This window comes from Pedobacter sp. TM02 (genome assembly GCF_059705275.1).
Genome location: NZ_AP046530.1, coordinates 4011238 through 4037761 on the forward strand (window position 1 = coordinate 4011238; position 26524 = coordinate 4037761).

Below are 26524 nucleotides of genomic sequence, written 5' to 3' on the forward strand. Positions count from 1 at the left end.
TCTTTTAACAATTGAAAAGATGATGATAAAAAAACTAGGTTTATTTTTTACCGCTGGCGCTCTATTATGCCTCAGCAGCTGCGATGTGCAGAGCCAATCGAAAATCGGCAACATTTTAAAGCAAATTCCGACCAGCGGCAACCCTACCACCTTAGAAATTGGACAGGGCATTAAACAGGCCCTCGAAATCGGAACTTCGGAGGGGGCCGACAAACTTTCGGCAAAAGACGGCTTTTTTGGCAACCTGGCTGTAAAGATCCTTTTTCCGCCAGAAGCACAAAAGGTTGAAAAAACACTGAGAAGCGTGGGCTTAAATGCTTTGGCCGACAATGTAATCCTGAGCATTAACCGCGCCGCCGAAGATGCCGCCAAGGAAGCCAAGCCTATTTTCCTTTCGGCTATCAAGCAAATGACCATTGCCGATGCCACCAACATCCTGCTGGGCGACAAGGATGCGGCTACACAGTATTTTAAACGCGTAACCACTGCACAGCTGATGGAAAAATTCAAGCCGGTAATTACCAACAGCCTGGGCAAGGTAGGTGCTACCAAATATTGGGGCGATGCCGCTACGGCCTACAACAAGCTGCCTTTGGTAAAGCCAGTAAACACCGATTTATCGAGCTATGTGGCACAAAAAGCCATCGACGGCATGTTTATCCAAGTGGCACAGGAAGAGCTTAAAATCAGGGACAACATCAATGCCCGCTCTACCACTTTGCTGCAAAAAGTATTCGGCTATGCCGACAACAAAAAGAAATAAAGTGCAACTGATGGGCCTATGCTTTCCGCTACGCATAAATTGTTGATTTGTTAATAAAAATTTCACCAATTAAAACCAAATTCTTGCTAGCTTGTTCTATCCAAAAAAAGAAGAAGCCATCTATGGCAAAACAAAAACAACCAGCGAAAAAAAGTCCTGTGAACGGGCGATCCGTGTAGGGCAGGCAAAGCATAGCTAACCAGCAGTTAAAGAAAAGCGTCTCGACAAAACCGGGACGCTTTTTTGGTAAAAGGAAGAACCTCCATCCAACAAAAAAGCCATGCCTTTCGGCACGGCTTCGATCTATTAATCTGTTACCCTTACTATTTCAGCTTAACAAAGTAAAGTCGGTTACGGTCAACCTTATTTGTCAATGGCAGTATCTTAGCGGCAAAGCCACTGGCACCGTTGTCCACTACTCCAAAATCATCATCGTTAGCAATGGCCAATATATTGCCCGGCAACAAAGTCAGGCCTTCGGCTTTATCATGCGGATAAACCATGGGCAGGTCTTTCAATAGGTCGAGCACCAAGGTTTTGCTAACCGGAGCGATGCCAGCCCCTTGCAGGCCCGCCAAATTGTTCAGTTCTTCTACCGTTTTGCCACCGTACAGCTTCCCATTAGCACCATTATTGGCATCAGAAATATCAGTAGCATTGCTGATATCGATCTTGAATACACGCTTAAATGCAGCCGGATTGGTTGCTGCGCCACCAAAGTTGCCATCGCGCTCTATGGTAAGAAAAGTTGTGCTACTTACCGCTACGATATCGCTTACACCAGTGAGGCTGGTATTATCCATCAGATAGGCATATTGTTTGGTAGCCCCGGTAGCAATATCGAAAGTAAGGATACGTAAAACCGTAGAATTGGCTACAGCTGTTTTAGAGGGGTTGTACATCGGCGATTGCATCATGCCCACCAAGGTCTTGCCATCAGGGGTTATCGTCAGCCCCTCCATGCCCCGGTTGGCCCTGCGGGTTGCAAACACTGCCGGCAATTTACGGCCTCTGGTGCCACTACCAAAAGGATTGATACGTTCTAAGGTTTTTCCATTCGCATCTACGTGTAAGATATGTGGGCCGTATTCATCGCTGATCCAGAAAGTACCATCGGCTGCCAAAACCAATCCTTCCGAATCGATTCCATCTGCACTTGGCGTTAACACTTGTCCGTTCAAGTCGTAAGCCGTCTCGCCCGAAGCCCCCATGCCCACTGGATTGGGCAATCCGTTCAGTTTGCCATTTTGGGCATTTTTAAGTTCGATCACCTGCTCTAGCACCAGCTTCCCATCCTTTAGTCTGAATTTGCCAATTTGGGGTGCAAAATCAGGCTTGCCGATGATGATCGAATTGGCGACCTGTCCGGCTACGTTAGAGCCCCGATCAGTTAGCATGTAAAATACATCTGGCGATTTGGGATCGGCTGCTACCGCCGAGCCAAAGCCGCCATTATAAACCTTTACGCCATCGGCCGTGGTGAAAAGAATTGCAGGCTCGCTTACTTCGGCCATATCAGGGTATACAAAAGCTGGGGTTTCTGGAGAGGATGAATGTTTTTTGCAGGCTGCGAATAAGATCAGGCCGGCCGAAAGGAAGCTCAATGCTTGTTTTTTCATAAAAATATGTTTGTTTTTACAAAAGAACCGAAACCATATAAAGGCATTATTAACATAAAAACAACAATTTGAACAGGCGTTTAATTTGTTTTTGGCTTTTATTTGAGGTACTTTTATCGAGTATTTTACAGATAAACATTTGGATTTTAAGGATTTTAACTTCAACCCCGAGCTTTTAGAGGGTTTATTGGCCATGGGCTTCCGCAGTGCAACGCCCATACAGCAACAGGCCATTCCACTAATTTTAGCAAAAAAAGACCTGATTGCCTGTGCCCAAACCGGCACCGGAAAAACCGGCGCCTATCTTTTGCCGATTATGCACATGCTGACCGAAAAGCACGAGCGGCACAATACCACTTTGATATTGGCCCCAACCCGCGAATTGGCGCAGCAGATAGACCTTCAGGTAGAAGCGCTTTCTTATTTTACCAATATCAGTTCGCTAACCGTTTATGGCGGCGGCGATGGCATCGCCTACGAACAGCAAAAACGATCGATGCGCGAAGGCGTAGACATTATTATTGCCACCCCCGGCCGCTTAATTGCGCACCTTTCTTCAGGCTTGCTCAAAATGGACCAGTTACAGTACCTGGTACTCGACGAAGCCGACAGGATGCTCGACATGGGCTTTTACGAAGACATCATGAAAATTGTAGGCTATCTGCCCAAAGCTCGTCAAACCGTCATGTTTTCGGCCACCATGCCCCCTAAAATCAGGAAATTGGCCAGCAATTTATTAACAGAACCTGAGCAGATCAACATCTCGATATCTAAACCAGCCGAAGGCATTAACCAGCAGGTTTACCTTATGCACGACGAACAAAAAGTGCCTTTGCTGACCGAAATATTGAAATCGGCCACCTACAACCGCATTATTGTTTTTGCGGGCCGCAAGGAAAAAGTAAAGGAGCTGGGCAAGGTATTTAAGCGACTGGGCCTCAAAGCGGCCTCGTTCCATAGCGATTTGGAGCAGAAAGAGCGCGAAGCCATTATGCTCGATTTCAAGAACAGCAAACTGAACGTACTGATCGGCACCGATGTACTGAGCCGCGGCATTGACGTAACGGGCATAGACCTGGTGATCAATTACGATGCCCCCCACGATGCCGAAGACTACATTCACAGGATTGGCCGAACTGCAAGGGCAGCCACCACCGGCACAGCCATTACCCTGGTTAACGGCAAAGACAAACGTAAACTGGCCAACATCGAAAAACTGATTGAACGCCAGATAGACCGCATGCCCTTACCCGAGCACCTGGGCGAAGCACCAAAGGAAGAAGCCATGGCCGAGCAAAAACCCTATAAAAAGAAAAAGAAGTTCTTCAAGAAAAAGCCGAAGCCAGCTGCCGGCTAAAAAATCAGAAAAACACTTGCAATATGCCAATTGCTTTCTAATTTTTGGTTCAAATTCTATACCTTTAGGCTATGCAGAACCTCCCACCTTTAGCAGAACGGATGCGTCCACAAAATTTGGATGAGTATGTGGGACAAAAGCATTTGGTTGGTCCAGATGCGGTTTTGCGCAAAGCCATTGAAAGCGGGCAATTGCCTTCCATGATTTTTTGGGGGCCTCCGGGCGTAGGCAAAACCACTTTGGCCTCCATCATTTCACAAAATCTAGACCGCCCATTTTTTAACCTCAGCGCCATCAATTCGGGGGTTAAAGACATCCGAGATGTCATTGACCGTGCCGCCGCACTGAAAGACAGTTTCATGGGCCTGCCCATCTTGTTTATAGACGAGATCCACCGTTTCAGCAAATCGCAACAAGACAGCTTGCTGGGTGCGGTTGAGCGGGGCTTGGTTACGCTGATTGGCGCCACTACCGAAAACCCCTCTTTCGAAGTCATCTCGGCTTTGCTTTCGCGATGCCAGGTTTATATTTTAAAGGCACTAACCGAAGAGGAATTGGTTTCCTTGTTGCAAACCGCCATCAAAAAGGACGAAATCCTTCAAAAAAAGCAGATTAAAATCAAGGAGCACGAGGCCCTTATCCGCCTATCGGGCGGCGATGCACGCAAGCTACTCAACGTACTCGAAATAGCCATCAATGGCATTGGCGGCGATCAAATTACGCTCACCAACGAAAACGTACTGGCGCATGCCCAACAGAACCTGGCCCTGTACGACAAGGCCGGTGAACAGCATTACGATATTATTTCGGCCTTTATCAAGTCCATCAGGGGCAGCGATCCCAATGCCGCGGTTTATTGGCTGGCCAGGATGATAGAGGGTGGCGAAGATCCGCTGTTTATCGCCCGCAGGCTTGTTATTCTTTCCTCAGAAGATATTGGCAACGCCAACCCCAATGCCTTGCTATTGGCCAACAACTGCTTTGCCGCGGTCAATGTGATTGGCTATCCCGAAGCCAGGATCATTTTAGCGCAATGCGTAACGTATTTGGCTTCTTCTGCCAAAAGCAATGCATCTTACGAAGCCATCAACAAAGCGCAGGCCTTGGTTAAACAAACCGGCAACCTGCCCGTACCCCTGCATATCCGCAATGCGCCAACCAAGCTCATGAAAAACATCGGTTATGGTAAGGATTACCAATATTCGCACAGCTACGAAGGCAATTTCTCCGAACAGGAATATTTGCCCGAAGAACTGAGTGGCACCAAGCTTTACGATCCGGGCAAAAATCCGGCAGAAGAAAAGCTGCGCGAGAAACTAAAACAAAATTGGAAAAACAAATATAACTACTAATCTATGCTAACTACTTTTTTAGACCATCAAAGGAAGGCCTTCTGGCGCAGCCGAAACAAGGCTGGCAGCATTGCGGCACAAATTGTACTGGTCTTTTTTATGCTTTACTTTTTGGCTGTGGCCATTGGCGTTGGCTTTGGCATGACCAAGTTTCTGCCCAAATTCTTTCCCGGTCAGGATGCCATTGTAAGTTTTAACGGGCTGATCCTTTATTATTTTGCCTTCGATTTCATCATGCGCCTGCAGTTGCAAGAATTGCCTACGCTAAGTATTATTCCCTATCTGCATCTCAAGATTCCGAAGCGCAAAATCATCCAGTTCCTCAACATCAAGGCGCTCTTTTCGGCCTTTAACCTTTGGCCGTTCTTTATCTTTTTTCCGTTCTTTTTCATCAAGATCGCACCGGCCTACGGTGTGCTTACCTTGCTGATGTATATTGTTTCGGTGCTATCGCTGGCGGTATTCAATAACTACCTGGTGCTGTATATTAAAAGAAAATCGATTGCCAATATCTCGTTTACGGTAATAGGCCTAGCCATTTTTGCCGGATTTGCAGCTTTGGAATACTACAAGGTGATTTCGGTAATGGCTGCCAGCAACTTTGTTTTCTCCAAATTGGCTCAGTATCCGTACATCGGTTTTGTTTTTACGCTTCTGGCTTTGATCATCTTCAAAATCAACTCTACCTACCTGCGCAACAACCTGTATGCCGAGGAGCTGAGCGCCGGACAAGAGAAAAAGGTAAGCACTGATTATGCTTTCTTGAATCGTTTTGGCCGTGTTGGCGAATTGGCAGCTTTGGAGCTGAAACTGATTTTACGCCATAAACGCCCGCGTTCGGCGGTTTTCATGAGCTTTTTGTTTTTGTGCTACGGCTTCATCTTTTACAAAGAATCCGTAATCGCCAAAAATGCGTTCGGACAAATGATGTTTGCCGCCATTTTCATGACCGGTATTTCTATCATTATTTATGGACAGTTCATGTTTGCCTGGCAAAGTGCCCATTTTGATGGCATTTTGAGCAACAAAATCAACTTCAAGGATTTCATCAAAGCCAAATTCCTGCTTTTTACCATTTCTTGCACCATTATTACCTTACTGGCCAGTTTTTATGGTTTTATCAGCCCAAAGCTGTTGTTGCTGCACCTGACGGCCTATTTGTACAATATTGGTTTCGGCACGGTAATCGTGCTTTACCTGGCCACCTTAAATTATAAGCGACTGGACATTACCAAGGCCGCCAGCTTCAATTATCAGGGCACAGGCGCTACCCAATGGCTGCTGATGTTCCCTTATGTGTTGACCCCAACTTTACTTTACCTTCCATTCGGCATCATGAATAAGCCCTACCTGGGATTGATCGTCGTTTCTTTGTTCAGCCTCATCATGTTGCTGATGCGTGGATTTTGGGTTAATTATATTGTTAAAAGATTTGAAAAACAACGTTACAAAATAGCCGAAGGCTTTAGAGAATAAGACATATGCTAGAAATTAGAAATTTACAGAAACATTATGGTGGCCGCACCGTAGTTAATATTCCGAACCTGACCATTCGCGATGGTGAAACCATTGGCCTGGTAGGCAATAATGGCGCGGGTAAAACCACGCTTTTCAGGATGCTGCTCGATCTCATCAGACCCGATGGTGGCGAAGTGCTTTCCAAAAACGAAAACGTAGCTGCTACAGACCAATGGAAAGACTATACCGCTTCTTACCTGGACGAAGGCTTTTTGATCGACTACCTGACACCTGAAGAGTATTTTATGTTTATTGGCAGCCTGCACAACTTGAGTGCTGCGCATGTAGCCGATTACCTTAAGCAATACGAAGAGTTTTTTAACGGCGAAATCCTGAACCGCGGCAAATATATCCGCGATTTTTCGAAAGGAAATCAGAACAAGGTAGGTATTGCCGCCGCTTTGATGCAAAAACCCGAGCTGTTGGTGCTCGACGAGCCTTTTGCCAACCTCGATCCTACAACCCAGATCAGGCTCAAAACATTGATCAAATCGTTAAAGGCTACGCATCGTCTTACTACTTTAATCTCCAGCCACGACCTGAACCACGTAACCGATGTATGCGACAGGATTATCCTGCTGGAAAAAGGGGTGGTAATCAAAGACTTTAAAACCGACGAAAATACGCTGAAAGAACTGGAAGCTTACTTCTCAGAATAAATCGGTGGCATGTAACAAACTTGTATACAAATATGGTCAATCTGTACCTTGTGCAGGGTATGGATTGCCCCTGTTTTCTTTAAGGCTATACGCCCGCAATACCTGTAAAATACGGAATTACAGTCGATAAGCCACAAATTGGCTTTTATTTTAAGCAAGATTGCAGAATTGGCATTACCTTTGAATAATTCACAAACATTAAATCAAAATTGTAATAAAATGATGACTTCAAGATTCAAAATAGCAACATTAAGTGTGGCCTTTGCTATAGGCGCAATGACTTTTCAAGGTTGCGACAGTTTAACCAATACGCAAAAAGGTGCAGGTATTGGTGCAGCAGCAGGTGGTGTAATTGGTGGTATTATTGGTAAAAAAGCAGGTAATACTGCGGTAGGTGCCATTATTGGTGCAGCTGTTGGCGGTACTGCCGGTGGTTTTATTGGCAAGCGTATGGATAAACAAGCGGCCGAAATCCAAAATGCTATTCCAAATGCAGAAGTAATCCGTGAAGGCGAAGGTATTATTGTGAAATTTGACAGCGGTATTCTTTTCGACTTCGACAAATTTGACCTTAAAGATGCCGCTAAACAAAACATCCAAAGCTTGGCTTCTTCTATCAATCAATATCCAGGTACCGACATCAAGGTCATCGGCCATACCGATAGCCGTGGTACCGAGCAATATAACATGAACCTTTCAGAAAAAAGAGCCGCGGCCGTTAAAGCCTATGCCGTTTCGCAAGGTGTTCCTCCTGCTCGTTTAATTACGGTAGGTAAAGGTTTCTCTGAGCCGATTGCCGATAACGCAACCGATGCCGGTAGAGCAGCCAACCGTAGGGTAGAGATTGTTATCGTAGCTAACGACCAATTGAAAAAAGAGGCCCAAAAAGCAGGTTAATCATAGCTAGTTCTATTTACCTATATAACATTAAAGTCCCGATTAAATCGGGACTTTTTATTTGTTGCCTTCTTGAGTTTTACTCATAGATGTCTGCAAAATAGCCGATCGCCAACGATTTGAGCAAGAGTTCCTGTTCCATCATGGCATAAGACGGAACCGGCTTTATTAGTTTCCAATGTGGCCAACCGTCCTGATCAAGGCCCTCGAGCTCGTAAAAGCCCATCTCGCTCAGCAGCCTACAGGTGGCAATATGCATCAGCTCTTCTTTTTGCCTCTTGCTGTATTTCCTTGGCCCCTGTCCCAGCTCCTGAACACCGATTAAAAAGAGTACGACTTTCAGATCTGGCAATTCAGAATCAAACTCTTTAGCGATCCTCTCCTGCAAAACTTTCCATTTGGCATGTGTTTCTGCTGGTTTCATGTCACAAATATACATTTATAGGCGTTTACCTCGCCATCGTTAACGCACATCTACGTCAATTTTTTAGCTTTGTGTTATGAACCGTAAAATCAACACCGGCCTTTTGGCCTATGGCATGTCGGGCAAGGTTTTTCATGCCCCTTTTGTAAGTACGCACCCCGGCTTTCAGCTATCGGCCGTTACCGAACGAAACAAAAAGCAGGCGATACTCGATTATCCGGCCGTAAAAAGCTATGATAGCGTTGCCGAGCTCATTGCCGACGATTCGATTGAACTGGTTATCATCAATACGCCCAACTACACGCATTACGACTATGCCAAGCAGGCTTTATTGGCCGGCAAGCATATTTTGGTAGAGAAGCCCTTTACCGCAACCAGTGCCCAGGCCAAAGAGCTGTTCGAACTGGCCAAAAACCAGGGCAAAAAAGCTTTGGTTTACCAAAACAGAAGGTACGACAGTGGCTTCAATTCGGTAAAAAGAATCATAGCAAGTGGTGTGCTGGGCAAGTTGGTCGAAGTACATTTCCGTTTTGACCGTTACCGCAACGAAATTGGTCCCAAAACCTTTAAGGAAGAACCCATAGCCGCCAGCGGCTTGCAATATGACCTGGGGCCACACCTACTTGACCAAGCCATCAGTTTGTTTGGCCAACCTAAAAGTTTTCACAAAGTTTTGAGCCACAATCGGGAAAACACCAAGGTTGACGATTATTTTGCCATCCAGCTCAGCTATCCCAATGAGCTCAATGTTTTTTTAACGGCCAGCATGTTGGTAGCCGATATCCAACCGGCATTTGTACTCAACGGCGTACAAGGCTCGTTTTTAAAGAACCATGCCGACGTACAGGAAGAACAGCTTTTAAAAGGCATGAAGCCTACCGAAACGCAATATGGCTGGGAATATCCGAACAACGAGGGCAAACTAACGGTAGTTACCGCCGATGGAGGCCGTGAAACTTCCTTAATCCCTTCGCAAAAAGGAGATTACACGGGCTTGTTTGAGGCGGTTTACCAGAACATCGTAAACAATGTGCCTTACCCAATAACCGAAAGCGACATTATTACCCAACTGGAGATTTTAGAATCCTAACCAATTCACAAACAAATCATAAGCTCGGATTGGGTTAAATTAAGCATTATTTATACTTTTGGGCACCAAATATAAGACCCATGGCAAATTACGAAATCGGTGTACAACCGCTATCATTGGCCGTTATCCAACAACTGGTTAACGAGCAAAAAAAAATCAGTTTATCCCAATTGGCGATTGAACGCATTGAAAAATGCCGCAAATACCTGGATGATAAACTGAATGATAACGAAGACCCGATTTATGGAATCAATACCGGATTTGGCTACCTGCAAAACGTAAAGGTAGATTCAGCGCATTTAACCCAGCTGCAACATAACCTGTTGCTTTCGCATGCCTGCGGAACCGGCGCCGAAGTACCGCAGCCGATCGTTAAACTGATGTTGCTGCTCAAAATCCAATCGCTCAGCTATGGCCATTCGGCAGTAGCCTTGCCAACCGTGCAGCGTTTAGTCGATTTTTACAACCACGATATACTGCCGGTTATTTACACCCAGGGTTCTTTGGGCGCTTCTGGCGATTTGGCGCCTTTGGCCCATCTGGCCCTGCCTTTAATTGGCGAGGGAGAAGTTTGGTACCAGAACCAGAAAATAAGCACGACGGCACTTTATCGGGAATTGGGCTGGACCAGCCTTACCTTGCAGAGCAAAGAGGGCTTGGCCCTGATTAATGGTACACAGTTTATGAGCGCCTATGGTTGCTATTGCCTGTTGAAAGCTCAAAAAATGACGGCCTGGGCCGATGCCATTACGGCTATTGCCTTAGATGCCTTCGATTGTCGGCTTGACCCTTTCTTAAACCTGAGCCATCAGATCAGGCCACACCAGGGTCAGCTAGACACCGCCAAAAACATTCAAAATTGGCTGGCAGGAAGTCAGTTGATGGCTAGAGAAGGCAAACAAACCCAAGATCCTTACTCTTTCCGTTGTGTACCCCAAGTACATGGCGCCAGCAAAGACAGCATCAATTATGTGAGCGCCGTTTTCGAAACCGAGATTAATTCGGTTACCGATAATCCCAATGTTTTTCCAGACGAGGACATGATCATTTCTGCCGGAAACTTTCACGGACAGCCTTTGGCCTTGGCTCTCGATTTTCTGTGCATTGCCCTGGCCGAGATAGGCTCGATATCGGAAAGAAGAACCTTCCAGCTGATTTCGGGTACGCGAGGCTTGCCTCCTTTTCTGGTTAAAAATGCCGGATTAAATTCGGGATTGATGATTACGCAATATACTGCGGCTTCTATTGCCAGCGAAAACAAACAGCTGTGTACGCCAGCTTCTGTTGACAGCATTGTCAGCAGCAATGGACAGGAAGACCATGTGAGCATGGGTGCCAATGCGGCTACCAAGTGCTTGCGCGTTTGCGATAATCTGGAAAGAATTTTAGCAATAGAACTGCTTACCGCAAGTCAAGCGCTCGATTTGAGGCGCCCTGAACAGTCATCGCCTAAAGTGGAACAACTGGTAAGTGCCTATCGACATACCGTTGCCTTTAACGATGCCGACAGGTTGTTGGCCAAAGACATCCAGGCCTCTATCCTTTTCATGCGCCAAACAGCCTTGTAGTTACCAAAACTGGCAGATGATAATAATGATGAGTAGCAACAAAATCATTTGGTTTAGTTTTAAATAAAGCCAGGCTGCCACAGGCAGGCCTGGCTTTATGATTAGTTTATTTGGTGCTTATTACTTGTTAAACAACTGCTTAAGGTTTACGGCAGGCATACTTACCAAGGTTTGGTCGGAAAGCGAGCCTTTGCAATTGCCAATGGTCATATTTTCTAGGCTTATATGAGCCGTTTCTGATGTATTTAAGGTCAGGTTTTGGATGCGGTATCCCTTTGCCTCGCGATCGTCGCCTTTTACGGTAATGGTCGAATTTCCGGAGGTTGTAATGTCCAGGTCTTGATAAGAAGCCCACTCGCTGGTAAACGCCGTATTTTTAAGATTGAGGTACAAAGATTTGGCGATTTCTTTTTCGATGTTCACTTCGCTAACGTCTTCGGTAGCCACGCTCAATTTGTTGATGGCCGTTTCGCCGTCGAAAACCAATCGGTTTACTTTTTTAAGGCTAACTGCCAGCGAATCGGCTTTGGCGTTAAGGTCTACACCATCGGCTTCTGCCAAACTGATGCTTTTCGTATCGGGTGCATAAATAAGCAAGGTAATGTACTTGTTGTCGTGGCCTTTATCTTCAAACGTTAGCTGCAGCCTGCCTTGTGCATCAACCTCCAGCTTTATCATGTCTTTATAATTATCCGGAACTTTTACCCCGTATTTGTCATCCTTAATCAAACGGATATTGAAATACATGCCTTTTCCATTGGCAATATTTACCGATTGGAAGGCCGGCGTTGCCTTGCTCTCCATATTGGCCGAAACCTGGCTAAAGCTGTCGTCTTTTCTGTCTTCTACCTTGCGGTTTTGAACATCGGTATACAATACCCGGGAGCTGTACACCATGCCTAAAATTGGCAAAAGGATGAGCGAGGCCGCAAATGCGATTAATAATTTATTACTTGTTTTCATCTGTTTTAAGCATTAAAAGTTTCTTTAACAAAAGTGTTGTAGCGGGTTTGCAATTCGTCGAAGCCTATGCCCAGCAAATAAATGTTCCTGAAAACCGATGGCAGTTCATCGTCCATAAACTGGCCTTTTCTGTAGGCTTTTACATTGGCTATGGCATCATCGGCTATAAAAAAACCAATGCCTCTTTTGTTGTTGATTATATTTTTGTTTTGCAGCAGCTCGTAAGTACGCATTACCGTATTAGGATTTACCTCGAGCGCTACGGCCATTTCCCTTACCGAAGGTATTTTTTGATCGGCTTGCCATTTGCCCAACAGGATATGTTCGCAAACGTATTCTGCAATCTGAAGGTATATTGCCTTGTTGTCTCTAAATTCCATGTCTATACCGATTAAAATTAAACCTCTTTTTCTTTCAGGCGCACATAGGTGATGCTCCAGATAATGAGCGTAAGTACCGACAGCCCTATAAATACCCAGAGCTCTGCCGTTTCTTTGCCATTGTTTGCGTTTTCGTGGATAGGCACCTTGCCCGATAGCAGCGCTTTAGTAGCCTTAACGATAATGTAGGTCCAGATGCCCGAGAAAACCATAACCGAAATAGCCGTTTTGATATAATGGAACCGGTTAAAATAAACAGAACCCAATAAGAACACACTGGTGATAAAAAGCGGTGCAAGGTAAAGCGGCTTAAACTGATTAGGGTTATTTTTGGCAAAAAAGTAGGTTGCACTATCGGTTGCGGCGCCCACGTCGTGGAGATGGCCTTTTACATACGACACAAAGGCCAAATCTGTTAAATAAAACAGGATGATGAAGCTGGCTGACGCTAAGATTCCGGTAAAGCACACTCCTGCCAGAAACTTCTCGAAAATGGAAGCAGGAATCATCAAGTCGATTACCGCTCTCGATTTTTGACCCAGGTGCGCAAAATAGGTACTGGCAATAATGCTGATAAACAAGAAGCCAAATACCATGAATAGCGGCTCCCTGAAATTGAGCACGTTGTAGCCTAGGTTATTGCCCAGTGGCAACAAGTTGTAGCCGTAAAAGGCAATAAAAACACCCAGCACCACCAAAAGCGTAATCAGAAAGATCTTGCCAAACTCTAGCCATTGTCTCTTAAGCAATAGCCCAAAACGCTGTAAGTTAAAAGTATTGTTCATGTTGCTTAGCTTTTAGTTAAAAATGGGTTTCAATTTATTTTTCTCTGCCAACACCGCGTTAAACAATAGCTCGATATCAAGCCTGCTGTCTTCTTGGTGATAGTTTGGCACTACCGCATTGTAGCCCGCCAATGAAGGCTCTGCGTAGATTACTGTTTCGTCAATCTCTTTTACGCGCTTAAAGCAAAGTTTCTCGGTAATCTCGTCAACCGATGCCTTTAAGGCCACTTTGTTCTCGTCGAGCATGATTACCGTATCGATGAGGTTGTCCAAATCCCTCACCTGGTGGGTAGAGATGATGATGCAACGTTCGTCGGTAAGTACCGATGCCATAATTTTACGGAACTGCGCTTTCGATGGGATGTCTAAGCCGTTGGTGGGTTCGTCCATGATCACCAATTTGGCCTGGGTTGCCAAACCGAAAGAAATGATTACTTTTTTCTTTTGTCCGTAAGACATGTTGATGAGCTTCTGTCCAACCGGGATATCAAACTCGGCCAATAGTGAGGCGAAATAGTTGTGGTCGAAGTTTGGATAGAAAGCGGCATTTGCCTTTACATAAGCATCTACTTTTACCGCCGGCAGGTAAAACTCTTCCGGGATGAAGCAGATTTGTTGCAACAGGGCAGGTTGTCTTTTGGCAGGATCAAAGCCCAGTACATCCAGCTGTCCGCTTTGCGCATAGACCAATCCGGCCAAATTTTTTAGCAAGCTCGATTTGCCTGCACCATTCTTGCCCAAGAGGCCATAGATGTGGCCAAAGCTGAGTTGCATGCTCATATCGCTGAACAATGGTCGGTTCTTGCTATAGCCAAAATTCAGGTTGTTTATCTTTATCATACTCTACTGTATTAGTTAAATAATACACTAAATTATTAATACGGATAATCGACTCCAAATTTATTTTCAATTATTTTTCAAAAAGTGGATTTAGTACCTGTGAAGGCGGTTTTGGGTGGAAGCGATTTTTATTGCCGAATTGTTAAGCATTAGTGTGATCAGTAAAAACGTGTTAACCACCTTACACAGCTAAGAGCACCTAGGCCTATTGCGGCTAACAATCGTAGGCACTAAACCAATCAAGGTGGCAAACAACTTAGATGAACCTACGGGCCTTAAATGGCGAAAAAACATCAGTCAACAAGTATTGAAAACTGTAATGGGCAACTGAGCATTGTAGCCGGCAATAAAAAACCCCAGCCTGCTTTCGCTCAACTGGGGTGGGTGATTAACCTAAACCTATTCCTCTATAATAGCGGTACGCTGATTCCAAAACTCAAATTGCGTCCCGGATTGTAAATACCTGCCGGCTTGTATCTGCTTAAATGATTGAAATACAACTTGTCGGTCAGGTTCTGTCCGGTAACCCATAAATTGATCTTTCCTTTCTTCACTTTTACAGCGGTACCAATGCCTGCATCTATTAATGTATAACCGTTGGTTTCGGTTTCGAAACTGTCGAAACGGTCTTGTTTAAATACATTTGTTAAGCCTATTTTGATATAGCTATCGCTTAGGCCCTTAATTTGGGGCTCAAAGCGAAGCTCGTTGTTCAGGCTGGCTGCCGGAATAAACGGAAGTGGCGCTTTAGTGGCATTATTCGTTCCTTTTACATAGGCAAAGGTATTTTCGAAGTGCAAAGCCTTAATCAAGTGGAAATCTACCGAAGCCTCTCCACCCATCAAGGTTGCATTGGTTTGTACATAACGGTACAATGGCAATACGGTAGTGCTTCCATCCTCTTCCTGAAAATTGATGGTTTCGTTATTGAAATTGCCGGGGTAGATATAATTATAGATCTTGTTACTGTAGGCGTTTAGGCCCAATGTTACCTTTTCGGCATTATATTCTAAGCCCAAATCAAACTGCAAACTGGTTTCCTGTTTCAGGTTACTGTTACCCTTTTCGTACCTGAATGTACCTTCGTGACGGCCGTTGGCTCCCAGCTCGGCAATGTTGGGCGCCCTGAAGCCAGAGCCTGCATTTCCTTTCAGATTCAAGTTTTTGGCGATTTCGAAGGCAAAGCCGACCGATCCAGAAACATTAGAAAACTTATTGTTGAAAGCCGTAAACACCTGATTACCGTCGGCATCAATCAAATCGCGGCCATCTATGTTTTTATGATCGTAGCGGATACCTGCGTTAATGGCGCCTTTGGCAAAGTTGCGTTTCAGGTAGGCAAAAGCACCGATGTTATCACTGGTGTAATCCGGAATTAAAAACTCATCGCCATTGTTGGCATTGGTTTGGTGCATGCCCTGTAGGCCTATGGTTGGCTCCCAAACGCCATTGTTGGCAAAAGAATATTTTACATCGTAGGTGTAAGAATTAAGGTTGAGGTACAAACCTGGTTCGGTGGCACTTTCTTCAAACTCTTTACGTACGTTACGCTGAAAAGCCAGGGTGGTTTTCAACTGGCCACCGCCCAAAAGAATATTGCTGTTTAGCGCCGCACGATAATGGTTGATATTCTGAAACGGAAGGTTCAGTTTCCGCTTTTGGGCTTCGCTGTTCGAAATCACGTTGCCCTCTTCATCCAGGTAATCACCATTGTCGTTTGGTCCTTCTTCCACCAAACCAATATTGGTATTAAATCTAGACAAATTGAGGTGTGCATAGCCCCAGGTTTTGTTCAGGCCGATCATTCCGCTTACATTGGTTTCATTAAAGCCCGAATTAGGCACGGTATGATCTTTATAGCCAAAGCCATAGGCATTTTTATAGGAAACACGGCCTCGGTAAACCAAGCCATCGCTATTGCCCTGCAACATCAACGAAGAAGCTGTCAAGCCATTGTTGGTATTGTAGTTGGTCGTAAAGTTACCGTTAAAATCGCCAGCAGCAGGCACCAGGTCGTCTATAATGTTGATTACACCGCCTAAAGCGTCAGAACCATAAAGCAAACTGGCCGGGCCTTTCAGCACCTCGATACGGGCGGCAGAAAACTGGTCTACTTCCACGCCGTGTTCATCTCCCCATTGCTGTGCTTCTTCTCTTGCACCATCAACAATGGTCAATACCCGGTTATAGCCCAAACCACGGATAGAAGGCTTTGAAATGGCACCACCAGTAGTTACCTGCGAAACCCCAGGAACTTTGGCAATCGCATCAACAATGTTGGTACCTGCTGCCTGCGCCAGTTTTTCGCGACTAATGGAAACCACCGCCAAACTATTGGTTTTGTTGTTGGCACTATAAGGCGTACCGGTAATCACCACCTCGGCACTTTCGATAACCGAGGCTTCTAAAGCGAAAACAATTTGCGCTCCAGCGGCCAGGTCTACTTGCTGCGATGCGGTTTTATAGCCCACATAACGTACTTCTACCAAAAACTTGCCCCGCGATGGGATATTGCTAAAACTGAATTCGCCATTGGCGTTGGTGGTTGTAGTGGCTTTGAGGTCGGAAATATAGACCGTGGCGCCAGAAAGCGGTTCTTTGGTGCTGGCATCAAGCACCTTTCCCTTAAAATCTACCCAATTTGCGGCCAAGGCAGGAGCCGTAAAACAAGCTAATAGTACAACCAGTAAAAGGTGTATCTTTTTCATAATATCTCTTTTTTACAAACGGCAATAGGCAAAGCCAATCAGCCATTGATGAATCATTAAATTGAATGTAAACGGCATCAGTTGGAGCTGATGCAACAGGTAGATGTTTATGAAAAAGCCGGGGGCCCGCGAAGCGATGTGGCAATCAGTTCGGCATAAGAACTGCTGACTGAAGAAATATTTTTGCTCATCAGCTTACTGCTCAGGTAAGTGATGTAAGCATTTTCTGTAGTGGTGTAGTTTTTTTCGAAATGGGCCGCACAGATCAAACAGGTTTCCTGCTGTGTTTTAACATGGACCTTGTGCGTACAGTGTTTTTCAACGGCAACTTCGGGTGCTTGTTCATGGTGATGCAAGGCGCTCCAAGGTGTAATAGCCAGGGAGAATACCCAAAGCATTGCCAAGGACAGAATTTGATGGATATGTTGACGCCTCTTTTTCAATTTCGTGACAAACCTAAGCAAATAACATAAAATTCCTACATTTGAAATTGTAACATTGCCTTGATATGACCACAAACCAAATAGAAGGTTTAAACCTTAAAGTAAGCCAAACACCAACCGGAAGCCAACTGAACTGCAAAGGCTGGGTGCAGGAAGCCGCCTTGCGCATGTTGTTGAACAACCTTGACCCCGCAGTTGCCGAACGCCCCGAAGACCTTATCGTTTATGGCGGCCGTGGCAAAGCCGCACGTAACAAGGAAGCCCTTGCTCTCATTGTGAAGGCGCTCCAGCATTTAGAAGAAGACGAAACCCTGCTCATCCAATCGGGCAAGCCAGTAGGCGTATTGCCAACCCATAAAGATGCGCCTCGTGTGCTGATTTCCAATTCGCAGCTGGTACCGAAATGGGCAACCCAACAGCATTTTGACGAGCTGGAAGACAAAGGCCTGATGATGTATGGCCAGATGACCGCCGGTTCCTGGATTTATATCGGTTCGCAGGGCATTGTGCAGGGCACCTACGAAACTTATGCGGCCTTAGCCAAAAAGCATTTTAACGGCAACTTGAAAGGCAAACTGAATGTTACTGCAGGTTTAGGTGGCATGGGAGGCGCACAGCCTTTGGCCATTACCATGAACCAGGGCGTTTGCCTGGCGGCCGATGTTGAAGAGTGGCGCATCCAGAAGCGTTTGGAAACACGTTATATCGACGAGATTGCCTATGACATAGACGAGGCAATAGACCGCGCATTGCAATACCAAAAAGAGAACAAGGCTTTATCCATCGGCGTAGTTTGTAATGCCGTTGAATTGCTGCAAAGATTGATAGACCGCAACATTACCCCAGATACGCTAACCGACCAAACGTCGGCGCACGACCCTTTAATCGGCTATTTTCCCGAAGGGCTGAGTGTGGCCGAGGCGGCCGACCTGCGCACCAACAATCCCGACGAGTATGTAAAACGTTCATACGCCACCATGGCCAAGCATGTAAAACAAATGCTCGAACTGCAAAAACGTGGCGCCATTACTTTCGATTATGGCAACAACCTCAGGGGCCGTGCCCTAGAAGTTGGCGTACAAAATGCTTTCGATTTTCCGGGCTTTGTTCCAGCTTATATCCGTCCGCTATTTTGCGAAGGCAAAGGACCTTTCCGTTGGGCCGCCTTAAGTGGCGATCCGCAGGACATCTATGAAACCGACAAACTGATCCTTTCGCTTTTTCCAGCAAACGAAAGCCTCCGCCAGTGGATTACCATGGCGCAAGAACGTATTGCTTTTCAGGGATTACCTGCCCGCATCTGCTGGCTGGGCCAAGGCGAAAGAGAAAAAGCCGGTTTGGCTTTTAACCAGTTGGTGGCCGAAGGAAAAGTAAAAGCACCGATTGTAATTGGTCGCGATCACCTCGACACAGGCTCTGTGGCTTCGCCTAACCGCGAAACCGAAGCCATGCTCGATGGCTCTGATGCCGTAGCCGATTGGCCGATCCTCAATGCCCTCATCAATACCGCAGGCGGCGCCAGCTGGGTATCGCTGCATCACGGTGGAGGCGTAGGCATAGGCTATTCTATCCACGCTGGAATGGTCATTGTGGCCGACGGAACCGACGACGCCGCCAAACGCATCAAAAGGGTATTGCACAACGACCCTGCCATGGGCGTAATCAGGCATGCCGATGCGGGTTACGATATTGCCAAAGATACCTTGAGAGCGCATCGGCTTGGTTTGGAATAGCTGGTGGTGGCAGCAGCAAGCCGCCCGCAATGCCTAAGCGGCTATTTGCTTATCACTTGTTTTTATTGCAAATACATGATAAATAAAGCCTTAAATTTGAAGGTAGCTTAAACCATAGGGCTATATTTTACGTTTATTTAACTAAAAACCATGGCAACTGCAGCGCAAATTCAAAAAGGTTATATCGACTATGTATTAACGCATAACGAGCAACCCAAATCGGTTTACAGTTTTGCTAAAAAACTTAAAATAACCGAGGCCGATTTCTATTCTTTTTATGCTTCATTTAACAGCATCGAAAAAAACATCTGGTTTGAACTGACCTCGGAAGCTATCCATGAAATAGCACAACAGGAGCATTGGGCGCAATATACCGCCAGAGAAAAAGTACTGTCTTTCTTTTACAGCTATGTAGAGTTGCTTAAAAGCCAGCGCAGCTTTGTAATTTACAGCCTCAAAAAACACGGCCACCGGTTGGGAACACCAGAGGCTCTGCTCGGTGCCAAGGCAATTTTCGAGAACTTTGCCGAAGAAACGATTAATGAGGGATTGGAAAGTGGCGAATTGGCGGAGCGCAAATTCTTGAGCAAAAGATACAAAGATGCCCTATGGATACAATTTGCCTTTATCGTTAACTTTTGGATTGACGATGACAGCCATGATTTTGAAAAAACAGACGAAGCCATTGAAAAGGGCATTCAGGTTACGTTCGACTTGTTTCAACGCTCGCCAATAGACAATTTGTTTGAATATGGAAAGTTCCTTTCCCAAAACAGTAAGTTTAAAGAAAGGATGAGGTTTTAATACCGATGAAAGCACAAGAAAGCATGCCGACCACCAAGGTAGAGCGTTCGGCAAAATTTGTTAAAACCGGATTTCAGATTGGTGGCAACTACCTTAAGCACTATTCCAAAAAGCTTTTTAATCCGGCATTGAGCCGCGAAGAACTTAATGCAGACAATGCCTCGGATATTTATAATTCGTTGAGCGAGCTGAAAGGCTCTGCCTTAAAAATTGCCCAAATGCTCAGCATGGACAAAAATATCCTGCCAAAGGCCTATGTCGATAAATTCACGCAATCGCAGTACAATGCCCCTCCGCTATCTGGTCCGCTCATTGTCAGAACATTTACCAAAAACTTTGGCAAAACACCTGAGCGCATTTACGACAAATTCAACATCAAGTCTACCCACGCCGCTTCTATAGGGCAAGTGCACGAAGCCATGCTCAATGGCAAAAAGCTAGCCGTTAAAATCCAGTATCCGGGTGTAGGCGACAGCATATCCTCAGACCTGAAACTGGTGAAGCCCTTTGCCTTTCGTTTGTTGGGCATGAGCGAAAAAGAGCTGAACATCTATATCAAAGAAGTTGAAGAACGTTTGCTCGAAGAAACCGATTACGAATTGGAAGTGCGCCGTTCCATTCAATTCGCTAAAGCTTGCAGCCAGCTGAGCAACGTGGTTTTTCCAACCTATTACCCCGAACTATCGGGTAGCCGCATCATTACGATGGACTGGATCGAAGGCATGCACCTGAAAGAGTTTCTCCAAACCAAGCCTTCGCAAGAACTCAAAAATAAAATTGGCCAGGCACTTTGGGATTTCTATAATTTTCAGCAACACGAACTGCGGGCCGTCCACGCCGATCCACATCCCGGCAACTTTTTGATTACCCCAAACGAGAAGCTGGGTGTAATAGACTTTGGTTGCATCAAAGAAATGCCCGACGATTTTTACGAACCTTTTTTCTCTTTAACTTCTACCGACCTGCTCGAAGATAAAGAAGCCACTATACAGGCTTTCCGCCAACTGGAGATGATCTTGCCTAATGATAGCCCGGCACAGGTTGAATTTTATTACAAAGCCTACAAAGAGATGATCGGTTTATTTGCCAAGCCTTACACCACGCCAACATTTGATTTTAGCAGGGCAGAATTTTTCACAGCCCTTTATCAATATGGAGAAAAAATTGCTAAAATGCCAGAATTTAAGCAAGCAAGGGGCGTGAAGCATTTCATCTATATCAACCGGACCAATTTTGGGCTTTATAACATCCTGCACGAGCTCAATGCCACCGTAAGGACCGATACGTTTAAGCCCCACATCAAGCTAAAAGCAAGTGGCTAAGCAAACCTTGCTATTATTTTAAGATTCTGTCTTGTACAGCTTGTTAGTTTTTAATTAAAAGTCATATATTCGGCTCCATGCAAAACCATAATTTCGACGTAGATATTACCGTGCCTTCTTCTGGCCAAAAGGTGAAGATTAATGCAGATTTTATTGAAGTAAACCAAACCAAAATTGCATGTGTAGATGTAGTTGCCATTAAATACGGCGTTTCGTTGATTGGTTCGGTGAAGAATCCGAAATACAAAAAATACACCATCGATGTCAAAGCCAAAGACGGACGCACACTGAGCATCCAGTTTAACAGTAACCAGGTTGGCGAGTTGTTGGCCGAAGACCATACGTATTATTACATCATGTCGGGTTTATGGCAATATGTGAAAAAACGTTTGGTAAACGATTACATCGATGCGCTGAACGAGCACCAGACCATAGAATTGGGCACAGCCAAATTCAACTTCGAAGGTTTTACCGTTAACTACAAGGCCTGGTTCTTTGGCAAAACCAAAACCGCCGTCATTCCTTGGTCCGACGTGAGGTACTTCCAGAAAAAAGGCAACCTGCATATAGAAGGCATTGGCTCTTACAACAAAATTGCCACCCTAAGCCTGCACGATAACTGGAATGCCGTAGTGCTTAATACCTTGCTCCATTATTTATGGCAGGAGCATCGCAGGGAAAAGCTGCAAAAGGGAGAAAAAATAGAATAACCAAGAAGCCTGATGAAATTCATCAGGCTTCTTGGTTTAGGGATATATACTTGTGAAGTATGCTTCCAACAAACGCTTGCGAGGTTTTAACTTCGCAAGTGCATCTCCTAAAACCTAAAGAAAGTATCTTTGCCTCCTACTTTGCCCCCAAAATTTTGGATATTGTAGGTCAAGGTAACCAGGCCATGGCGACCCAAGTTATTGGTTTGCGTATCGCGGATAAAGTTCTCGCTAATGCTGATGTATCTTCTGGTATTGGTGTTCAAAATATCGTTCACCGCAAATTTCAGCTGCGCTCTGTCGTTTTTCATGAAAAGGAAGGTAAGCGCTGCATTCCAAATCTGGATGTTGTTGCTGTAGCCACCTACCGTTTGGTTGTTGTGCTGAATGCGATAGGTGCTTTCCCAAACCATTTTCTTCGGCAAGCGTAAAATCAGTTCGGTTTCGCTATTGTGTGTTAGCGTATTCAGGTTATTGTAGAAATTATTTTGATAGGTGCTTTTGTTGATAGACAGGTAATAGGTTTGCCCCAGTTCGAATTTGTCGTTCAGGTTAATCCTGCCCCTCAATGATGGCGAGATGGAAATATTGTTGTAATCGCTCTTGATGTTATCCACCATCACCAAGCTACGGGTATAGTTAGACCAGAAGCCTACGCCAACCGAATACTGGTTCTTGCCATTCTTGAAATCCTTGTTGATGTTGGCTCCGGCATAAAACTGCCAAATCCCGTTGGCATTGATCGGCGTATTGGTTTGCACGCCGCTGGCAGAAATGGTACGCGACATGATCACCGCATTGTCTTGCACACTGCCACTGGCGTTAAAGTTGTAATTCAGCGATCGTTTGGTATCATATTTATACAAATTGGCATTTACCTGGTACGATTTGGCCGGCAACAGGTTGGCATTGCCCTTTTGCACAAACAAAGGATCGGTATTGTTGGCAACCGGTTGGATGTATTTCACGTCAGGCTCCCTAAACGACGGGCTGTAGGTAATGGTCAGGTCTTTGTACTTAACCATTAATGAAGGTGCGATAAACTGGTAATGCTGTTCAAACGAAGGATAGTTGCGGAAGTTGTTTTTTAAATCGATGGTGTTAAACACAAGCCCCGGCTGTATGCCCCAACTGTCGCTAATTTTCCAGCGTAGGCTGGCACGCGTATTGGTTTTAAAGCCACTTTGGTTAACCGTTTCAGACAAGGTTGCATCTTCAACATCGTAGGCCTGGTTTAAAGGATTTTTATAAAAGGTAACCAAGGCATTTTCATTATCGAGATAATTGGCGTTTACGCTGACATTAAGGTTGAGCTTTTTGCTGATCGGTTCGTTATAATTGGAACTGGCGTACAAATTAAGGTTCTTGATGTTGTTATCGCGCAATTGGTCGAGGTTAGTGGTACTGGCCGAAGGCGAATAAAAATTATTGACCGTGGTATTGAAATTATCGTTCAGGTTTTGGCGCTTGGTCAAATTGATGCTGGTATTGAGCGAACGGCCGCGTTTTTTAAAATCCTTCCACAAATACGAGTTCAAGTTATACTCTGTGTTGTCGCCTTTTAAGCGTGTGTTGTTTACCCCATCGTTAAGCAGGTTTCCATTGGCATCTCTGCTTTGGGTCAATTGCAGCCCCCTGTTGCGCAACAGGTTAAGCGTAACCGTAGGTTCGATGGTCAGCGTGGTTAACGTGTCTATCTTCCATTCGAGCCTGGCGCCGATGTTGTGGTTATAGGCTTTGTTGCGCTGGTTCAGGTTATTGTTGGTAAACAGTTTGTTGTTGCCCAGATTCTGGTCTACGTTAACCAGCTGTTCTGTTAAGGTATTGCTTTGGCCAAAGAAATACTTTCCGTTTATTTTTATGCCGTTTTTGGTCAGCGTATTGAAGTTGGCACCGGCACCTGCCGAAGTCTGTACGCCATTAGAAGTACCCCCGAAAGAGATGTTGTTCAATGCAAAACCCCCATCGGTATTGATCATCACCGAATTAATGCCCGACCTCGAAAAGCCACCAATCCTCGATACATCGCCAATGCTGAAGCCGGGTTTGTTGATGTTGTTGCCATAGGCCAAAACGCTTACCTGCGTGGTATCCCTAAAAAAATTCATAATGCCCCCAGCTTCGTACATTTCTTTGGGGCCTCCGCCAGCATAGAGCTTGCCAAAGGCTCCTTTTTTAATGGCTCTTTTCAGTTTGAGGTTGATGATCTGGGGCGTATTGGATGCCAGCAAATCCGGATCGCGGCGTTTGGCTTCGGGATCGTCGTTTACCTGGATCTTATCAATAATATTGGCTGGCAGGTTCTTGGTGGCTATTTGCTGGTCGCCGCCAAAAAACTCTTTGCCATCCACCAAAATCTTGCTTACGGTTTTGCCATTCACCTGTATGGAGCCATCAGATGCAATGGAAACCCCAGGCAGTTTCTTCAGCAAATCTTCAACCACGGCCGTAGGCAGGGTTTTAAACGATTCGGCATTGAACTCGATGGTGTCTTTGCGCACCATAATGGGCGGGCGTTCCGACAGAATTACTACCTCGTTCAAATTGTTGCGCTTTTCGCTCAGCAGGAGGCTGCCCAGGTTTAAATTGGGTGTTTCGGCAGTAAGCATCACTTCCTTGCGCAAGATATTGTACATCCAGGCATTCACCACCAAACGGTATTTGATACCCGTTTCGAGGCCAGGGATTTTGAATATCCCTTTATCATCAGACAAGCGGTAGGTGTGCAATACGGTATCATTGGCCTTATACACCGATACCGTGGCGTAGTTTAAGGTTGTTTTTTGGTTCACACTGTCAACCAATATACCACTTATGCTCCCCTTTTGGGCAAAAGCAAGTGTAGCAAGACAGGTAAAAACGGCAATAAGTAGGGTTTTCTTCATAAAAGTTCTAAGTACGGATAAGACAAGCTGTTTGGTTAAAAGTTGCAATAAAAACTAAAAAAATAGGAGTGTAGCAAAATTGTTGATTTATTCTACGAAACAATTCGTATTACGAAAGTATTCGTAAATACTGATACTTCCAAATTTTTTAACATTTATCCAAAAATGATCAATCGTGAAACAGGATTTTTGAAAATGTGACGAACACCCGTTTAAATGTGACGGATACGATATAGACAGTTGGTTTTAGAAATCTGCGTTACTCGAGCAATGCGTTGATCGCTTTGGCCGCATAGGCTTCAGATGGCAGGGGTGCCGACATTTCTACCATTTTAAAGTTCTTGTCGATTAAAAGGCTTCTCGGAATGCCCACAATGTTATAGGCTTGCAACTTGGCCCGGTTAATCATCCATTGGTAGCCATCGGCTTTGCGCCCGGTAATACTGTTTTTCCATAAAGCCGCATCATCATCAATAGACAGGGAAAGCAACACTACATGGGGATTATCTTTATACAGCGCCTTGAGTTTTTCGAAATGAGGCATTTCCTGCATGCAGGGTCCGCACCAGGTTGCCCAAAGGTCAACATAAATGACTTTGCCTTTCAGGCTGCTTAAGCTTACAGGTTTGCCATTGATGTCGGTAGCTATAAAATCTACGGCCAAATCGCCTTTGCCAAAAGCCATCAGTTGTTTAAGCGAGGCAAGGGCCGCTACTTTAAAAGCCGGTGTTTTCAGGGCTGCTATCTGGGTTTTGTACACTGCGAGCTGTTGTTTGTCTTTTACCTTTTGCATGGCGTTCACCAAATCGCTCGCCTTGTACCAGTCGGTTATGGTTTGGATATCGGCTGGACTGCCTCCTTCTTTCACCACCTCTTCGGCCACATCGCGGTAAACTACCAGCTTCATCAATGAGGCATCGGTAAAATTTTGGCTGAGCGCTTTTACTTTGGGCTCAATGGCTTTTGCATATTGCGCTTCAAACGCTTTGGCCTGCTCGTCTTTCAGTTTAAGCTTATAGGTACTGTAAAACTTGCCGCTTTGGTAGCTGTTGATGAGGTCGGCTTTGATCCGTGCCTTTTCCAAACGAAAAAATTCAGGCGAAGCCTTGCTTAGCTTAGCCAATTCTTGTTCGCGTTGTGCGGCCATGGCTTCAATGGTGGCAAATGTTTCTTCCATCACAGGTTTTACCTGACTGCCGGCTTCTATAAACGAACCGCCTTTTGGAAAGGGAGTTGCCTTCAGATACGTATTGGCTTCGGCCCCTTTGCCTTTGAAACTTGCTTTTTTGGGATCGCTGTAATCGATGAAAACTTCGAGGTCGTCGCCCGGCGAAAGGTAGAGCTGGTTACGGCCCAAGCGGAAATAATTAGGGCTTGCCACTTTGAACCTGATGCTGAAATGGCCTGTAGAATCGGCCAAGATCATGCGCGTGGTACTGGGCGGCAACAGGTACTGGAATTCGGACATGTCTTGAACTTCTACCTGGTTGTTAAAGCCCTTCAGCTGGCCTTTTAGCGTAACCCAAGTATTGGTTTGTGCCTGTAACTTGGTTACCAAAAGGCACAATGCCACACCTAACATCAATTTTTGGATTGTTTTCATCGGGATCAGATTTGTCCACAAGATAAAAAATTTTGGCAAAACAGTTTTAGACCCTACAACAATGCAGGGCCCAAAAAAACTTTAACCGCAGCAGGAGCATT

22 protein-coding genes are annotated in these 26524 nt (G+C 45.3%); 12 read left to right on the top strand and 10 right to left on the bottom strand.

Annotation, left to right across the window (positions count from 1 at the left end):
- The first annotated feature begins 19 nt into the window (after positions 1–19).
- Complete coding sequence (locus AC6H1S_RS17250; protein WP_497564414.1) at positions 20–763, top strand: DUF4197 domain-containing protein; 744 nt, start codon at positions 20–22, stop codon at positions 761–763.
- A gap of 323 nt (positions 764–1086) precedes the next feature.
- On the opposite strand, the gene AC6H1S_RS17255 is transcribed toward AC6H1S_RS17250, so the two are convergent.
- Positions 1087–2382, bottom strand: a complete 1296-nt coding sequence (locus AC6H1S_RS17255) for an esterase-like activity of phytase family protein (protein ID WP_497564415.1) — start codon at positions 2380–2382, stop codon at positions 1087–1089.
- A gap of 139 nt (positions 2383–2521) precedes the next feature.
- Here AC6H1S_RS17255 and AC6H1S_RS17260 point away from each other — a divergent pair, with 139 nt between their 5' ends.
- The 5 genes from AC6H1S_RS17260 to AC6H1S_RS17280 all read left to right on the top strand — a co-directional run bounded on the left by AC6H1S_RS17260 (position 2522) and on the right by AC6H1S_RS17280 (position 8165).
- A complete protein-coding gene (locus AC6H1S_RS17260) occupies positions 2522–3739 on the top strand; it encodes a DEAD/DEAH box helicase (protein ID WP_199136237.1) in 1218 nt (405 codons plus the stop codon).
- A gap of 71 nt (positions 3740–3810) precedes the next feature.
- Positions 3811–5091, top strand: coding sequence for a replication-associated recombination protein A (locus tag AC6H1S_RS17265; protein ID WP_497564416.1), 1281 nt, complete (start codon positions 3811–3813; stop codon positions 5089–5091).
- 3 nt (positions 5092–5094) lie between these two features.
- Positions 5095–6567 carry a DUF5687 family protein gene (locus AC6H1S_RS17270; protein WP_497564417.1) on the top strand — a complete coding sequence of 491 codons (1473 nt, stop codon included), beginning with the start codon at positions 5095–5097 and terminating at the stop codon, positions 6565–6567.
- 5 nt (positions 6568–6572) lie between these two features.
- Positions 6573–7268, top strand: coding sequence for an ABC transporter ATP-binding protein (locus tag AC6H1S_RS17275; RefSeq protein WP_199136243.1), 696 nt, complete (start codon positions 6573–6575; stop codon positions 7266–7268).
- A 219-nt stretch (positions 7269–7487) separates the two neighbouring features.
- Positions 7488–8165 carry a YiaD family glycine zipper/OmpA-like lipoprotein gene (locus AC6H1S_RS17280; RefSeq protein WP_199136246.1) on the top strand — a complete coding sequence of 226 codons (678 nt, stop codon included), beginning with the start codon at positions 7488–7490 and terminating at the stop codon, positions 8163–8165.
- 79 nt (positions 8166–8244) lie between these two features.
- Here the strand turns inward: AC6H1S_RS17280 and AC6H1S_RS17285 are convergent, their stop codons facing one another.
- Positions 8245–8589 (bottom strand): hypothetical protein, encoded by a 345-nt coding sequence (locus AC6H1S_RS17285; RefSeq protein WP_199136248.1) that lies wholly within the window; start codon positions 8587–8589, stop codon positions 8245–8247.
- Between the two features lie 76 nt (positions 8590–8665).
- On the opposite strand from AC6H1S_RS17285, the gene AC6H1S_RS17290 reads away from it, so the two are divergent.
- Together AC6H1S_RS17290 and hutH are read left to right on the top strand one after the other, a co-directional pair.
- Positions 8666–9679: a Gfo/Idh/MocA family oxidoreductase gene (locus AC6H1S_RS17290; RefSeq protein WP_199136250.1), complete on the top strand. Its 1014-nt coding sequence runs from the start codon at positions 8666–8668 to the stop codon at positions 9677–9679.
- An 80-nt stretch (positions 9680–9759) separates the two neighbouring features.
- Positions 9760–11247, top strand: a complete 1488-nt coding sequence (gene hutH, locus AC6H1S_RS17295) for a histidine ammonia-lyase (RefSeq protein ID WP_199136252.1) — start codon at positions 9760–9762, stop codon at positions 11245–11247.
- A 120-nt stretch (positions 11248–11367) separates the two neighbouring features.
- On the opposite strand, the gene AC6H1S_RS17300 is transcribed toward hutH, so the two are convergent.
- The 6 genes from AC6H1S_RS17300 to AC6H1S_RS17325 all read right to left on the bottom strand — a co-directional run bounded on the left by AC6H1S_RS17300 (position 11368) and on the right by AC6H1S_RS17325 (position 17321).
- Positions 11368–12210, bottom strand: a complete 843-nt coding sequence (locus AC6H1S_RS17300; protein ID WP_497564418.1) for a head GIN domain-containing protein — start codon at positions 12208–12210, stop codon at positions 11368–11370.
- Positions 12211–12215: 5 nt separating this feature from the next.
- Complete coding sequence (locus AC6H1S_RS17305; RefSeq protein WP_199136256.1) at positions 12216–12590, bottom strand: GntR family transcriptional regulator; 375 nt, start codon at positions 12588–12590, stop codon at positions 12216–12218.
- A gap of 17 nt (positions 12591–12607) precedes the next feature.
- The gene (locus AC6H1S_RS17310; RefSeq protein WP_199136258.1) at positions 12608–13375 is read right to left on the bottom strand and encodes a hypothetical protein; all 768 of its coding nucleotides are present in this window, start codon (positions 13373–13375) and stop codon (positions 12608–12610) included.
- A 12-nt stretch (positions 13376–13387) separates the two neighbouring features.
- A complete protein-coding gene (locus AC6H1S_RS17315; RefSeq protein WP_199136261.1) occupies positions 13388–14215 on the bottom strand; it encodes an ABC transporter ATP-binding protein in 828 nt (275 codons plus the stop codon).
- Between the two features lie 407 nt (positions 14216–14622).
- Positions 14623–16923, bottom strand: a complete 2301-nt coding sequence (locus AC6H1S_RS17320) for a TonB-dependent receptor (protein WP_497564419.1) — start codon at positions 16921–16923, stop codon at positions 14623–14625.
- A gap of 107 nt (positions 16924–17030) precedes the next feature.
- Positions 17031–17321 carry a hypothetical protein gene (locus AC6H1S_RS17325; RefSeq protein WP_199136266.1) on the bottom strand — a complete coding sequence of 97 codons (291 nt, stop codon included), beginning with the start codon at positions 17319–17321 and terminating at the stop codon, positions 17031–17033.
- Between the two features lie 110 nt (positions 17322–17431).
- Here AC6H1S_RS17325 and hutU point away from each other — a divergent pair, with 110 nt between their 5' ends.
- The 4 genes from hutU (at position 17432) to AC6H1S_RS17345 (ending at position 21935) form a co-directional block, all read left to right on the top strand.
- A complete protein-coding gene (hutU, locus tag AC6H1S_RS17330) occupies positions 17432–19099 on the top strand; it encodes a urocanate hydratase (RefSeq protein ID WP_199136268.1) in 1668 nt (555 codons plus the stop codon).
- A gap of 150 nt (positions 19100–19249) precedes the next feature.
- Positions 19250–19903, top strand: a complete 654-nt coding sequence (locus AC6H1S_RS17335; RefSeq protein WP_497564420.1) for a TetR family transcriptional regulator C-terminal domain-containing protein — start codon at positions 19250–19252, stop codon at positions 19901–19903.
- Positions 19904–19908: 5 nt separating this feature from the next.
- Positions 19909–21225 carry an ABC1 kinase family protein gene (locus AC6H1S_RS17340; RefSeq protein WP_199136272.1) on the top strand — a complete coding sequence of 439 codons (1317 nt, stop codon included), beginning with the start codon at positions 19909–19911 and terminating at the stop codon, positions 21223–21225.
- A 77-nt stretch (positions 21226–21302) separates the two neighbouring features.
- Positions 21303–21935 carry a hypothetical protein gene (locus AC6H1S_RS17345; RefSeq protein ID WP_199136274.1) on the top strand — a complete coding sequence of 211 codons (633 nt, stop codon included), beginning with the start codon at positions 21303–21305 and terminating at the stop codon, positions 21933–21935.
- A gap of 107 nt (positions 21936–22042) precedes the next feature.
- Here AC6H1S_RS17345 and AC6H1S_RS17350 read toward each other — a convergent pair whose 3' ends face one another.
- On the bottom strand, positions 22043–24820 hold the full coding sequence (locus tag AC6H1S_RS17350; protein ID WP_497564421.1) for an outer membrane beta-barrel protein: 2778 nt from the start codon (positions 24818–24820) through the stop codon (positions 22043–22045).
- A gap of 259 nt (positions 24821–25079) precedes the next feature.
- Positions 25080–26423, bottom strand: coding sequence for a TlpA family protein disulfide reductase (locus AC6H1S_RS17355; protein ID WP_497564422.1), 1344 nt, complete (start codon positions 26421–26423; stop codon positions 25080–25082).
- Positions 26424–26524 lie beyond the last annotated feature (101 nt).

Bases quoted from the DNA above. Each gene is read 5' to 3' on its own strand.
- hutU (WP_199136268.1), top strand. From the start codon at position 17,432: ATGACCACAAACCAAATAGAAGGTTTAAACCTTAAAGTAAGCCAAACA.
- AC6H1S_RS17255 (WP_497564415.1), bottom strand. From the start codon at position 2,382: ATGAAAAAACAAGCATTGAGCTTCCTTTCGGCCGGCCTGATCTTATTC.
- AC6H1S_RS17320 (WP_497564419.1), bottom strand. From the start codon at position 16,923: ATGAAAAAGATACACCTTTTACTGGTTGTACTATTAGCTTGTTTTACG.
- AC6H1S_RS17310 (WP_199136258.1), bottom strand. From the start codon at position 13,375: ATGAACAATACTTTTAACTTACAGCGTTTTGGGCTATTGCTTAAGAGA.
- AC6H1S_RS17250 (WP_497564414.1), top strand. From the start codon at position 20: ATGATGATAAAAAAACTAGGTTTATTTTTTACCGCTGGCGCTCTATTA.
- AC6H1S_RS17355 (WP_497564422.1), bottom strand. From the start codon at position 26,423: ATGAAAACAATCCAAAAATTGATGTTAGGTGTGGCATTGTGCCTTTTG.
- AC6H1S_RS17305 (WP_199136256.1), bottom strand. From the start codon at position 12,590: ATGGAATTTAGAGACAACAAGGCAATATACCTTCAGATTGCAGAATAC.
- AC6H1S_RS17345 (WP_199136274.1), top strand. From the start codon at position 21,303: ATGCAAAACCATAATTTCGACGTAGATATTACCGTGCCTTCTTCTGGC.
- AC6H1S_RS17340 (WP_199136272.1), top strand. From the start codon at position 19,909: ATGAAAGCACAAGAAAGCATGCCGACCACCAAGGTAGAGCGTTCGGCA.
- AC6H1S_RS17335 (WP_497564420.1), top strand. From the start codon at position 19,250: ATGGCAACTGCAGCGCAAATTCAAAAAGGTTATATCGACTATGTATTA.
- AC6H1S_RS17285 (WP_199136248.1), bottom strand. From the start codon at position 8,589: ATGAAACCAGCAGAAACACATGCCAAATGGAAAGTTTTGCAGGAGAGG.
- AC6H1S_RS17270 (WP_497564417.1), top strand. From the start codon at position 5,095: ATGCTAACTACTTTTTTAGACCATCAAAGGAAGGCCTTCTGGCGCAGC.
- hutH (WP_199136252.1), top strand. From the start codon at position 9,760: ATGGCAAATTACGAAATCGGTGTACAACCGCTATCATTGGCCGTTATC.
- AC6H1S_RS17275 (WP_199136243.1), top strand. From the start codon at position 6,573: ATGCTAGAAATTAGAAATTTACAGAAACATTATGGTGGCCGCACCGTA.
- AC6H1S_RS17265 (WP_497564416.1), top strand. From the start codon at position 3,811: ATGCAGAACCTCCCACCTTTAGCAGAACGGATGCGTCCACAAAATTTG.
- AC6H1S_RS17325 (WP_199136266.1), bottom strand. From the start codon at position 17,321: ATGCTTTGGGTATTCTCCCTGGCTATTACACCTTGGAGCGCCTTGCAT.
- AC6H1S_RS17350 (WP_497564421.1), bottom strand. From the start codon at position 24,820: ATGAAGAAAACCCTACTTATTGCCGTTTTTACCTGTCTTGCTACACTT.
- AC6H1S_RS17315 (WP_199136261.1), bottom strand. From the start codon at position 14,215: ATGATAAAGATAAACAACCTGAATTTTGGCTATAGCAAGAACCGACCA.
- AC6H1S_RS17300 (WP_497564418.1), bottom strand. From the start codon at position 12,210: ATGAAAACAAGTAATAAATTATTAATCGCATTTGCGGCCTCGCTCATC.
- AC6H1S_RS17280 (WP_199136246.1), top strand. From the start codon at position 7,488: ATGATGACTTCAAGATTCAAAATAGCAACATTAAGTGTGGCCTTTGCT.
- AC6H1S_RS17290 (WP_199136250.1), top strand. From the start codon at position 8,666: ATGAACCGTAAAATCAACACCGGCCTTTTGGCCTATGGCATGTCGGGC.